This window comes from Micromonospora sp. LOL_013, from assembly GCF_048060315.1.
In the GTDB taxonomy this organism is placed as follows: Bacteria; Actinomycetota; Actinomycetes; order Mycobacteriales; family Micromonosporaceae; genus Micromonospora_E.
In genome coordinates, this window is sequence record NZ_JBHMIQ010000005.1 from 87639 (window position 1) to 99688 (window position 12050).

At 71.7% G+C, this 12050-nt stretch carries 11 protein-coding genes; 7 read left to right on the top strand and 4 right to left on the bottom strand.

Going from position 1 to position 12050, the window contains the following annotated elements; all coding sequences use genetic code 11:
• Positions 1–34: 34 nt before the first annotated feature.
• The 4 genes from rpoZ (at position 35) to ACFHWS_RS05270 (ending at position 4903) form a co-directional block, all read left to right on the top strand.
• Positions 35–298 (top strand): DNA-directed RNA polymerase subunit omega, encoded by a 264-nt coding sequence (rpoZ, locus tag ACFHWS_RS05255; protein ID WP_123601182.1) that lies wholly within the window; start codon positions 35–37, stop codon positions 296–298.
• A complete protein-coding gene (gene coaBC / locus ACFHWS_RS05260) occupies positions 295–1536 on the top strand; it encodes a bifunctional phosphopantothenoylcysteine decarboxylase/phosphopantothenate--cysteine ligase CoaBC (protein ID WP_416557039.1) in 1242 nt (413 codons plus the stop codon). The genes rpoZ and coaBC overlap by 4 nt, the downstream gene beginning before the upstream one ends.
• A 112-nt stretch (positions 1537–1648) precedes the next feature.
• Positions 1649–2845, top strand: coding sequence for a methionine adenosyltransferase (metK, locus tag ACFHWS_RS05265; protein ID WP_416556999.1), 1197 nt, complete (start codon positions 1649–1651; stop codon positions 2843–2845).
• Positions 2846–2974: 129 nt separating this feature from the next.
• A complete protein-coding gene (locus tag ACFHWS_RS05270; protein ID WP_416567765.1) occupies positions 2975–4903 on the top strand; it encodes a primosomal protein N' in 1929 nt (642 codons plus the stop codon).
• 316 nt (positions 4904–5219) lie between these two features.
• On the opposite strand, the gene ACFHWS_RS05275 is transcribed toward ACFHWS_RS05270, so the two are convergent.
• Positions 5220–5495, bottom strand: a complete 276-nt coding sequence (locus tag ACFHWS_RS05275) for a hypothetical protein (protein WP_416557000.1) — start codon at positions 5493–5495, stop codon at positions 5220–5222.
• Between the two features lie 146 nt (positions 5496–5641).
• Between ACFHWS_RS05275 and def the strand changes: the two genes are divergently transcribed.
• From def to ACFHWS_RS05290, 3 genes are read left to right on the top strand one after another with little or no spacing between them, the layout of a single operon-like run.
• Positions 5642–6232: a peptide deformylase gene (gene def / locus ACFHWS_RS05280; protein WP_416557001.1), complete on the top strand. Its 591-nt coding sequence runs from the start codon at positions 5642–5644 to the stop codon at positions 6230–6232.
• 5 nt (positions 6233–6237) lie between these two features.
• Positions 6238–7164 carry a methionyl-tRNA formyltransferase gene (gene fmt / locus ACFHWS_RS05285; RefSeq protein ID WP_416557002.1) on the top strand — a complete coding sequence of 309 codons (927 nt, stop codon included), beginning with the start codon at positions 6238–6240 and terminating at the stop codon, positions 7162–7164.
• Positions 7161–8639, top strand: a complete 1479-nt coding sequence (locus ACFHWS_RS05290; protein ID WP_416557003.1) for an RsmB/NOP family class I SAM-dependent RNA methyltransferase — start codon at positions 7161–7163, stop codon at positions 8637–8639. The genes fmt and ACFHWS_RS05290 overlap by 4 nt, the downstream gene beginning before the upstream one ends.
• Here the strand turns inward: ACFHWS_RS05290 and ACFHWS_RS05295 are convergent.
• The 3 genes from ACFHWS_RS05295 to ACFHWS_RS05305 form a co-directional block, all read right to left on the bottom strand.
• Entirely contained in the window at positions 8630–9406 is a 777-nt protein-coding gene (locus ACFHWS_RS05295) for a septum formation family protein (protein ID WP_416557004.1), read from the bottom strand. The two genes, ACFHWS_RS05290 and ACFHWS_RS05295, sit on opposite strands and share 10 nt — an antisense overlap.
• Before the next feature lie 290 nt (positions 9407–9696).
• Positions 9697–10644 (bottom strand): hypothetical protein, encoded by a 948-nt coding sequence (locus ACFHWS_RS05300; RefSeq protein WP_416557005.1) that lies wholly within the window; start codon positions 10642–10644, stop codon positions 9697–9699.
• A gap of 273 nt (positions 10645–10917) precedes the next feature.
• Entirely contained in the window at positions 10918–11940 is a 1023-nt protein-coding gene (locus ACFHWS_RS05305) for a LacI family DNA-binding transcriptional regulator (RefSeq protein WP_416557006.1), read from the bottom strand.
• Positions 11941–12050: the final 110 nt, after the last annotated feature.

Here is a 12050-nt window from a genome sequence, read left to right on the forward strand (position 1 = left end):
GCGACAGAGCCCGACGACACAGAGGTTGCATCCCGTGGGATCCATTGCCAGCCCGGAAGGCATCACCAACCCGCCCATCGACGAGCTGCTGGAGAAGACCTCGTCGAAGTATGCCCTGGTGATCTTCGCAGCCAAGCGTGCCCGCCAGGTCAACGCGTACTACAGCCAGCTCGGTGAGGGCCTGCTGGAGTACGTCGGACCGTTGGTGGAGACCACGCCGCAGGAGAAGCCGCTCTCGATCGCCATGCGAGAGATCAACTCCAACCTGCTCACCGCCGAGCCCACCGACCAGCCCTGAGCGCCGGTACGCCGGCCCGCGTCCCGCCCCGGGTCGTTCTCGGCGTCGGCGGCGGGATCGCCGCGTACAAGGCGTGTGAGCTGCTCCGACTGCTGACCGAGTCGGGCCACCAGGTCAAGGTGGTGCCGACTGCGGCGGCGTTGCGTTTCGTCGGCGCGCCGACCTGGTCGGCGCTGTCCGGACAGCCGGTCGCCGATGACGTCTTCAGCGACGTCCACGACGTGCCGCACGTGCGGCTCGGCCAGCAGGCCGACCTGGTGCTGGTCGCCCCGGCCACAGCGGACCTGATCGCCCGGGTCGCGCACGGGCTCGCCGACGACCTGCTCACCAACACTTTGCTGACCGCCCGGTGCCCGGTGCTGCTCGCCCCGGCGATGCACACCGAGATGTGGGAGCATCCGGCCACCGCCGACAACGTCGCGCTGCTGCGCCGTCGCGGTGTGCTGGTCATCGAGCCGGCGACCGGCCGGCTGACCGGTTCCGACTCCGGCAAGGGCCGGCTGCCCGACCCCGGGGAGATATTCGCCGTCGCCCGCCGGCTCCTGGCCCGGTCCGTCGACCCGGCCGCCGGCCTCGTCGGCGCCGACCTCACCGGCCGGCGGGTGGTGGTCACCGCCGGCGGCACCCGCGAACCGCTCGACCCGGTGCGGTTTCTCGGCAACCGGTCGTCCGGCAAGCAGGGGTACGCCGTCGCTCGTACCGCCGTCGCCCGTGGCGCGCAGGTGACGGTGGTCGCCGCGAACGTCTCGCTGCCCGATCCGGCCGGTGTCCGGCTGATCCGGGTGGGCAGCACCGAGGAGTTGCGGGTCGCCACGCTCGCCGCGGCGGCCGAAGCCGACGTGGTCGTGATGGCGGCGGCGCCAGCCGACTTCCGGCCGGCGAGCTACGTACCCACGAAGATCAAGAAGGGCGACGGCGGGCGACCGCCAGTGATCGAACTGGTCACCACCCCGGACATCGCCGCCGAACTCGGCGCGGCAAAGCGACCCGGACAGCTCCTCGTCGCGTTCGCCGCAGAGACCGGTGACCTGCTGACCAACGCCCGGGCGAAGCTGGCGCGCAAGAACGCGGACCTGATCGTCGCCAACCAGGTGGGTGTCGACCGGGTGTTCGGCGCCGACGCCAACTCGGCCACAGTGCTCGACGCCGACGGTCCGGTCGCGGTGCTCGACGAACGCGGCAAGGAGCAGCTCGCCGACGACATATGGGATCTGGTGGTGGCCCGACTGTCGCAGTGAGCTGCGCTACGTCGGTCGGCGCACCGCCGGATTCCTTCGTCGGCACGGCGCCAGGCCCCAACGTGGATGACTAGACTGCCGGAGACCATTGCTTTCGGATTCAAGGAGTACCGTGGCACGCCGTCTCTTCACCTCCGAGTCTGTCACGGAGGGCCACCCGGACAAGATCGCCGACCAGATCAGCGACGGGATCCTCGACGCGCTGCTGACCCAGGACCCCCGGTCCCGGGTCGCGGTCGAGACCCTGATCACCACCGGCCAGGTGCACGTCGCCGGGGAGGTGACCACCCAGGCGTACGCGGACATCCCGGCCATCGTTCGCGAGACGATCCTCGGGATCGGCTATGACTCCTCCAAGAAAGGGTTCGATGGCGCGTCCTGCGGCGTGAGCGTGTCGATCGGCGCACAGTCGCCGGACATCGCCCAGGGCGTCGACACCGCCATCGAGCGCCGGGTCGGCGAGTCGGCCGACGACACGCTCGACGCCCAGGGCGCCGGCGACCAGGGCATGATGTTCGGATTCGCCTGCTCGGAGACGCCGGAGCTGATGCCGCTGCCGATCGCGTTGGCGCACCGGCTGGCGAGACGGCTGTCGGTGACCCGCAAGGACGGCACCATCCCGTACCTGCGGCCGGACGGCAAGACCCAGGTCACCGTCGAGTACGACGGGCTGCGGCCGGTGCGGCTGGACACCGTGGTCGTTTCCAGCCAGCACGCCGCCGACATCTCGCTGGAGTCACTGCTCACCCCGGACGTGCGCGAGCACGTGATCGCCCCCGAGCTGGAGGGCCTCGGCCTGGACACCGAGGGCTACCGGCTGCTGGTCAACCCGACCGGGCGCTTTGAGATCGGCGGACCGATGGGCGACGCCGGCCTGACCGGCCGGAAGATCATCGTGGACACCTACGGTGGGTACGCCCGGCACGGTGGCGGCGCGTTCTCCGGTAAGGACCCGTCGAAGGTGGACCGTTCGGCGGCGTACGCGATGCGCTGGGTGGCCAAGAACGTGGTGGCGGCAGGACTGGCGGAGCGGTGCGAGGCGCAGGTCGCGTACGCGATCGGCAAGGCCCACCCGGTGAGCCTGTTCGTGGAGACGTTCGGCACCGAGAACGTGCCGGTGGACCGGATCGAACGGGCGATCGGCGAGGTGTTCGACCTGCGGCCGGCCGCGATCATTCGGGACCTGGACCTGTTGCGGCCGATCTACCGGCCGACCGCCGCCTACGGCCACTTCGGTCGGGAGCTGCCGGAGTTCGCCTGGGAACGCACCGACCGGGCCGCTGACCTGAAGTCCGCCGCCGGAGCCTGACCCACCGCCGCTGACCGTACCGCCGGGGGTGGCGGGTCGCCGGTCACCCCGGCGGCCGGGCAGGATGGCCCGGTGAGCACCCGAACGGGACACGACCGGCAGCCTGCCGACCGGCTGCCGGTCGCGCGAATCTGCGTCGACGTGCCGCTGCCGCACCTGGACCGGCCGTTCGACTACCTGGTCCCGGCGGAGCTCGACGACGGCGTGCAGCCGGGCACCCGGGTCCGGGTCCGGTTCGCCGGACAGCTGGTGGCCGGGTGGGTGCTGGACCGGGTGGCCGCCTCCGGTCACGACGGCAAGCTCGCCTTCCTCGACAAGCTGGTCTCGCCGGAACGGGTACTCAGCGCCGAGATCGCGGCTCTGGCCCGCACCGTCGCCGACCGGTACGCCGGGCACCTGGCCGACGTACTGCGGCTGGCGGTGCCGCCGAGACACGCCCGCGTCGAGCAGGAGCCCAGCGAACCCGAGCCCGGTCCGGCCGCTGTGCCACCCGACGCTGTGCCACCCGACGCCGACGGATGGGCGGCGTACCCGTCCGGACCCGCGTTTCTACGTGCCGTCGCCGACGGCCGGCCGGCCCGCGCCGTCTGGGCACCGCTGCCTGGCGAGGACTGGCCGACCCGGTACGCCGAGGCGATCGCCGCCACCGTACGGGCCGGTCGGGGCGCGATCGCGGTGCTACCGGACGGACGAGACGTCGACCGGCTCGACGCTGCCCTGCGCCGGGTCCTCGGCACCGGTCGACACGTGGTGCTCACCGCGGCGCTCGGCCCGGCCCGGCGCTACCGGGCGTTCCTCGCGGCGAGACGCGGCCTGGTCAACGTGGTCGTCGGCACCCGGGCGGCGATGTTCGCCCCGGTTGCCGATCTGGGACTGGTCGCCATCTGGGACGACGGCGACGACGTGCACGCCGAACCGCGTGCGCCCTACCCGCACGCCCGCGAGGTACTGCTCACCCGGGCACAGCTGGGCGGGGTCGCGGCGCTGCTCGGCGGCTTCGCCCGCTCCGGTGAGGCGCAGCAACTCGTCGAAACCGACTGGGCCCGGGAAATCATCGCCGCCCGGGCGACGGTCCGGCGATGTGCCCCACGGGTCACCCCGGCCGGCGACGATGCCCAGCTGGCCCGCGACGCCGGTGCCGCCACCGCCCGGCTGCCCAGCCTGGCCTTCGCCACCGCCCGTATGGCGTTGCAGGCCGGGCTGCCGGTGCTGGTGCAGGTGCCCCGACGCGGCTACCTGCCGGCGGTGTCCTGCGCGGACTGCCGGACCCCGGCCCGCTGCCCGCACTGCGCCGGCCCGCTGGCCCTGCCGGCGGCGACCGCCACCGCCCAGTGCCGCTGGTGCGGCCGACCGGCCGCCGGCTACGCCTGCCCGCACTGCCACGGGCGGCGGCTACGGGCGGCGGTCACCGGTGCCCGGCGTACCGCCGAAGAGCTCGGCCGGGCGTTCCCCGGCACCACGGTGCGGACCTCCGGCCGCGACGAGGTCCTCACCGCGGTGCCGGCCGAGCCGGCGGTGGTGGTCGCCACCCCCGGCGCCGAGCCGGTGGCCGCCGGTGGCTACGGCGCCGTACTGCTGCTGGACACCTGGGCGTTGCTGACCCGGGCCGACCTGCGGGCGGCGGAGGAGACCCTACGTCGCTGGCTGTCCGCCGCCGCGCTGGCCCGGCCGGCGGCCGACGGCGGCCAGGTGGTGGTGGTCGCCGACGGTGGGCTCGCCCCGGTGCAGGCACTGCTGCGCTGGGATCCCGGCTGGTTCGCCGCCCGCGAGCTGGCCGACCGGCGGGAGCTGGGTTTCCCGCCAGCGGCCCGGATGGCCAGCGTGACCGGCCCGGCCGAGGCGGTGGCCGAACTGCTGGCCGCGTTGCGGATGCCGGACAGCGCCGAACTGCTCGGTCCGGTGCCGGCGACCGACGGCCAGGAACGGATGCTGATCCGGGTCCGCCGGTCGCAGGCGGCCGAGCTGGCCCGGCAGCTACGGGTGGCGGCCGGCACCCGCACCGCCCGCCGGGCCAGCCAGCCGGTACGCATCCAGATCGACCCGCTCGACCTGCTCTAGCTGGCTTTGGCCAGACGAGGGACGTGCACGGGAGTTCGTCTGGGTATGGGCTTGGCGGCGTAGGCTGCGCCGGGTGACGAGGACGAGGCAATCATGGGGTTCGGACAGGGCGGCGGCGGATGCCTCCTACGCGGCGGCGTTCGACCGGTTATTCGTTCAGGGTCGTGACGCGGTCCTGTCTGGGACGCACTACCGGGACACGCCGCCGGTCGAGGGTGGCCGGTGGGGGATGCCGGTGGTGTTCGTTCCCGATACGGACAGTGTGTCGAGGCTGGCTGCGGTGACCGCCGAGGTGATGAAGGTTGGCCGGTCCGGGTCATTGGCCGACCGGCGCCCCGGAGGCGGTGCATTTCACGGCCGGAGTGATGTCGGCGGCGGTGGCCTGTTGGGTGAAGGCGTGGAGGTCCTTGGGCAGGCAGCCGCCACCAAGGCCGAGTCCGGGGGTGAGGTAGTGATGGCCGATCCGGGCGTCGTGGCCGATTGCGTCGGCGAGGTCGCTGATGTTGGCACCTACAGCGGCGCTCATCTCGGCTACGGCGTCGATGAACGAGATGCGGGTGGCCAGATAGGCGTTCGCGGTGGCCTTGACCATCTTGGCGATGACGAGGTTTTGATGCCTCCAGCAAACCCGGTGCGGGACAGTCACGGTCGCCCGAGTGACTACCGCGTCCGTCACGGCGTCCGGCGTGCGCCCGTAGACTGGAGGCACTGTTTGCCCACGACAAGGAGCCTGACCGCGTGACCGTCCAGCCCATCCGACTCTTCGGCGACCCGGTGCTGCGCACTGCGGCCGAGCCCGTGGTCGACTTCGACGCCGAGCTGCGCGGGCTCGTCGCCGATCTGACCGACAGCATGACCGATCAGAATGGTGCCGGCCTCGCCGCGCCGCAGCTCGGAGTCGGGCTGCGGGTTTTCACGTTCCACGTCGACGACCTGCTGGGCCACCTGGTCAACCCGGTGCTGGACTTCCCCGACGAGGAGGAGCAGGACGGCCCGGAGGGCTGCCTGTCCATCCCGGGGCTCTACTTCGACACCAAACGTCGACAGAACGTCGTCGCGAAGGGCTTCAACGAGTACGGCGACCCGATGCAGATCGTCGGTAGCGGTCTACTGGCCCGCTGCGTCCAGCACGAGACGGACCACCTCGACGGGGTGCTGTTCCTGGACCGGCTCGACGCCGTCACCCGCAAGGAGGCGATGAAGGCAATCCGCGAAGCCGACTGGTACGACGCCGCAGCGCCGCCGACGGTGAAGGTCAGTCCGCACCGCTCACCCGGTGGCCTGTTCCGGCCGGGTGCGGCGACCAGCCCGTTCGGTCTGGGCGGGTGACGGCGATGCGACTTGTCTTCGCCGGTACTCCGGCGATCGCCGTCCCCGCGCTGGACGCGATCGCCGCCAGCGACCACGACCTCGTCGCGGTGGTCACCCGGCCGGACGCTCCTGCCGGGCGGGGCCGCCGGCTGGTCCGCTCCGCGGCCGGCGTCTGGGCCGACGAGCGGGGGATCGAGGTGCTGACCCCGCAACGCCCACGGGAGCCGGAGTTCCTCAGCAGGCTGACCGAGCTGGCCCCGGACTGTGTACCAGTCGTCGCCTACGGTGCCCTGGTCCCGCCGACCGCGCTGGCCATCCCCGCCCACGGCTGGATCAACCTGCATTTTTCCCTGCTGCCGGCCTGGCGTGGGGCGGCTCCGGTGCAGCATGCGGTGCTGCACGGCGACGAGGTGACCGGCGCGAGCGTGTTCCAGCTGGAGGAGGGTCTGGACACCGGCCCGGTGTTCGGCACGGTGACCGACCAGGTCGGCCACACGGACACCGCCGGCGACCTGCTGCAGCGGCTGGCGTCCAGCGGCGCGCAGTTGCTGGTCGCGGTGCTTGACGGGATCGCCGCCGGCACCGCCCGGGCGGTGCCGCAGCCGGGTGACGGGGTGTCACTGGCCCCGAAGCTGTCCGTCGACGACGTCCGGGTGCGGTGGACCGATCCGGCGTTCGCGGTGGACCGGCGGGTGCGGGCCGGCACCCCGGCGCCGGGCGCCTGGACCACGTTCCGCGACGAGCGGGTCAAACTCGGGCCGGTCCGGCCGGTGCCGGACGGCCCGGAGTTGAAGCCGGGGGAGGCGCTGGCCGAACGTAGCCGCTTGCTGGTCGGCACGGCCACCGTGCCGGTCGCGCTCGGCGAGGTCCGGGCCGCCGGCAAGAAGGCCATGTCGGCGGCGGACTGGGCGCGCGGCACCCGCATCACCACCGGCGAGTTCTTCGGGTGAGCGCGAGGAATGAGCGAGCGCAGCGAGTGAGCCCCGCAATCGCGAACGGTCGGGGCGACCGTGGGCAGCGTGACCGTGGGCAGCGTGGCCGCCGCCGACGGGCCGACCCGGCGCGGGACGCGGCGTACGATGCCGTCGCGGCGGTGTACCGCGATGACGCCTACGCCAATCTGGTGTTGCCGACAATCCTGCGGGAGCGGGAGCTGCGGGGGCGTGACGCCGCTTTCGCCACCGAGTTGGTCTACGGCACGCTGCGAATGGTCGGCACCCTCGATCTGATCATCGCCCGTGCGGCCGGGCGGGAGGTGGACCGGATCGATCCGCCGGCCCGTGACGCGCTGCGGCTGGGCGCGTACCAGCTGCTGCGTACCCGGGTTCCGGCGCACGCTGCGGTGTCGGCCACGGTGGATCTGGTGCACGACGTGGCGCCGGGAGCGGTCGGGTTCGCCAACGCCGTACTGCGGGAGATCGCCACCCGGGACCTGGACGACTGGCTCGCGGAGCTGGCACCGGACGAGCAGGCCGACCCGGTCGGCCACCTGGCGGTGACCTACCATCATCCGCCGTGGATCGTCCGGGCGTTCGCGGAGGCACTCGGTGAGGAGTCCGCCGACGGCCTGACCGAGACGACCCGGCTGCTGATCGAGGACAACGAGCCGCCACCGGTGCACCTGTGTGCCCGACCGGGCCGGGTCGACGCGGTCGAGCTGGCGGACGCCACCGGCGGGGCACCGGGCGCGTTCTCGCCGTACACCGTCTATCTGCCCGGCGGCGCGCCGGGCGAGGTGTCGGCGGTCCGTCAGGGCCGGGCGCACGTGCAGGACGAAGGCTCGCAGCTGGTGGCCGCGGCGTTGGCCGACGCCGAGGTGTCCGGTTCGGACCGGCGGTGGCTGGACCTGTGTGCCGGGCCGGGGGGCAAGGCAGCGCTGCTCGGCGGGTTGGCCGCCGGTCGCGGCGCCGAGGTGACCGCAGTGGAGGTCGCCGAGCACCGGGCCCGGCTGGTGGAGCAGGCGGTACGCGGGCTGCCGGTGGCGGTGCACGTCGCCGACGGTCGTCAGGTGGGTGCCGGGACGGAGCTGCCCGAGTCGTCGTTCGACCGGGTACTGGTGGACGCGCCGTGCACCGGGCTCGGCTCGCTGCGCCGCCGTCCCGAGTCGCGCTGGCGGCGTCAGCCGTCGGACCTGCCGCCGTTGACCCGGTTGCAGCGGGAGCTGCTCGCCGCCGGGCTGCGGGCGGTCCGGCCGGGTGGCGTGGTGGCCTACGTGACGTGCTCACCACACCGGGTGGAGACGCACGTGTCGGTGACCGAGGCGGCCCGTAGGTCCGGCGTACCGGTGGATTTCGTCGACGCCCGGCCATTGCTCCCGGCGGGTATGCCGGGGCTCGGCGCCGGGCCGTCGGTGCAGCTGTGGCCGCACCGACACGGCACCGACGCGATGTTCGTGGCGTTGCTGCGTCGGGTCGGTCAGCCCTGACGGACCGGCAGGGCGGCGGTGCCGCCGTCGCGTACCGATCGGGTCAGCGGTGGTTGGTCGCGCCAGAGCAGGCAGCGTACGGCGAGGTTGCCGTCGTCCCACTCGTCCTTGAACGGGTAGTCGTAGATGGTGCCGAAGCGGTGTCGCAGGTCGTCGTCGACGGGTAGGCCGGCGTAATTGGCGACGACTCGGCGGCACCGTTCGTGTACCTGGTCGGCGTTCGCGGCGAAGTCGTCGTAGGGCAGGTCGGCTTCCAGGTACAGCCCGGCGAATTCGCTCTGGTGCGGTTCGGTGCAGGCCACCGGTTTGAGGATTCCGACGTCGCCGGCGGCGTTGGCGCTCGGGTTGAAGCAGCCCCAGCGCAGCGGGTTCGGCTGGTCGAGGGCGCCGGCGAGGCTCCCGGTGCGGGCGACGAAGGTGCGGTCCTGCATGCTGACCACCTCGCCGACGTCGCACCGGTACCAGCGGGCGCCGCCGTTCCAGGACGTGGTGGACGGGACGACGACTTCGAGCCGGAGCCGGCCGGCCTGCCAGTCGTCGCCGAGGAATTCGTGGACCCGCTGGTCGCAGTCGGTACGGGCGGCCCGCCGGCTGGACGAGCCGGGGGCGGGGGAGTGGTCCGCTACGCCGTGCACCCCGGTGAAGATCCCGACGAAGACCGTCTCCACCTCGTGGGACTGTCCGCAGTCGACGGGTCTGTACTCGGTGCCCTGGCCGACGGTACCGGCGGAGATCGGATGGCACTCGCCGGCCTGTGGTACGAACACTTTCGGTGTCGCGATCCTAGCCCAGTTGTTGGTCAGGTCGCCATCTCCGATATCGGACCGGACAGCGGGCGCGCATCCCGCCGCCGTGGTCAGCATCGCGACCGTCAGAACCAGCTTTGCCCACCACCGCATGTCGTACGCCCTCCCCATGGTTGGAAGATCGTAGACAGCTAAGTGTACTTCACGTAGTCAACTGACTCTCCAGGGTAACTATGACCTGCTGTCTAGCGGACTGCGGCCCGCTGCTCCACGATGGAGCAGCAGGCCGCAGCCGGACGATCGATGATGGATCAGGCAGGTGGGGCGAAGGTGATGCTCTGCGGACCGTTGGCGCGAATCGGTTCCCCGGTGGCGCTACTGAAGTCGGTACCGCCATGCCAGCGGTGCTCTCCATCGCAGACGCAGTGGATCTTGACTTGCTGTCGCGGTAGGACCAGGAGTGACGCCCCGGTCGCCCTGTCGGCCAGCTCGGCGAGCCCGACCGGGTCCTTTGTGCTGACATTGAGGAGTGTCAGCTTGCCCGGAACCTGCGGCGAGTCGGCGGTCTCAACGCTCACCGAGGTGCCAGCCTCCATCTGGTACGCGTACGGCGGGGCGTTGACGTCCGCCGTGACCAGATCGGCGCGCAGCCGGTTGCCGACGTGTCCACTCCACTGGTACGGGTAACCGTCGGCGTTGAACAGCAGCGGCCACTCGTACGGCCCCAGCCAGTCGATGACGAACGCTCCCTTGTCGCCGATCGGCGAGTAGCGCGGATCCCGTGAACCGTCGGCGACCGGCGCGACGACGCCGACCGTACCGTTCGTCACGGTCTCGTCATCCGCGCCCAGCACCGTGCCGACGATCATCGAGCGCGGGTCCAGGCGGATCGTCGGTCCGGGCCGCACCTCGTCGGCGGAGAAGGTGAACCACCGCGCATCTTTCTGGGTGCCGGTGCCGCCGACCTGGCTGACCCACTGGGCGCCGTACTGGCTACCCGAGTCGGGCAGCGCGAACAGATTGTATGAACCCGGACCGGGAACCGAGACATTCACCCGGCCCCGCGAGTCGCTGCGGGTCGGACAGACGGCAGGAAAGCTGAACGTGAATACCGGAACGGCGAATACGCAGATGCCGGTCACCGGCTCACCGGTGACGGCATCCACCACGTCGGTGCGGATGCCCGGCCCGTCGAAGGTCGTCGTCGCGTACGCCTGCGGTGCGATCGTGGCACCGCCCAGGAGGGCTGCGGCGACCACCGAACCGAGCGCGATCCTCCGTTTCCGGTTGCCGACCGAGCGTGGTTCGACGGCGCGGTGGGCCCCGCCTTTGCCGCCTGTGGAAAATCGAGTGATTCTCAACGAGGTTGCCCCTTTCGCATTTGCACTGCACTGCTAGGTGCCAGATGAGTTTGTAGCACGGATCATCGTCAATTCCCGGTTGCGGATGCCGGTGCGGCGAGCGTTTCGCTGTCGATCGGTGCCCGCGATGCCTGGAAACGCGCAACCGGGTTCGGTTCCGGGTGACGCCGCTCAGGCGGACTCGCGCCATACGACGGGGGTCGGCAGCAGCGTCCCGCCGGATGCGATGGAGTTGCCGTCGATCTGGTGCAGCACCAGGTCGGCGGCGCGGGCGCCGATCTCTTTCGCCGGCTGGTGCACGGTGGACAGCAGCGGGTTAGTGCGTAGCGCCCAGGCGCTGTCGTCGAATCCGACGACCCCGACATCGGCCGGCACGGTCCGGCCGGCCTCACGCAGGGTCTGGATCGCTCCGGCGGCGACCACATCCGAGGCGGCGAAGATGCCGTCGAGGTCGGGTGCCCGATCCAGGAGGGCCCGCATGCCGTTGACGCCGCACGAATAGTCGTAGAAGGGGACCTCGGCAACCAGGCGGGAGTCGAACCGGTCGCCGAGAGCCTGGCGGAAGCCGGTGAGCCGGTCGGCACCGGAGTCCCGGTTCAGGGCAGCAGCGATCATGCCGATCCGTCGCCGGCCGGTGGCGGCCAGGCGGGTGGTGATCTCGCGCGCTGAGCCGACGTTGTCGACGCCGACGAACGGGATCTCCTGCGCCAGGTCGGGCGGATGCCCGACGAAGGTGGCCGGCAGCTTCAGGTTGGTGACGACCCGGGTGATCGGGTCGTGCGCGCGGGCCGAGACGATCAGCGCGCCGTCGACGAAGCCGCCGCTGAGGTAGCGAGCAACCCGTTTGGTGTCCCGGTCAGAGTCGACCACCAGGTTGACCATCTGATACTCGGCGACGGAGAGCACCGCGTTGGCGCCCAGCATGAGGGCTCCGATGTTCGGGTCCTCCATGAACAACGAGTGCGGTTCGAGCACGATGAAGCCGACTGCCTGGGAACGCTGGGTGACCAGGTTACGGGCGGCGGTGTTGGGGACGTAGCCGACCTCGGCGATGGCGGCGAGGATCGCGGCGCGGGCGGCGGGGGAGACGTAGCCGCCGTTGAGGACCCGGCTGACCGTGCCCCGGGACACACCGGCGCTTGCGGCGACGTCGTGCACGGTCGCCCGCTTCGTCGTCGGTCTCGGCCGGTTCACGTCGAACACTGTAGCGGCCGGCCCTTGACCTGCGACGGAACGCGCCCTTAACGTGTGCACGTTCACACATTCGTTCGCCGACTGTTCGCCCGGCGAAATGTGTGCACGTG

Excerpts from the sequence above, each read along its gene's own strand:
- fmt (WP_416557002.1), top strand. The coding sequence starts at position 6,238 with ATGCGACTTGTCTTCGCCGGTACTCCGGCGATCGCCGTCCCCGCGCTG.
- ACFHWS_RS05275 (WP_416557000.1), bottom strand. The coding sequence starts at position 5,495 with ATGGTCAAGGCCACCGCGAACGCCTATCTGGCCACCCGCATCTCGTTC.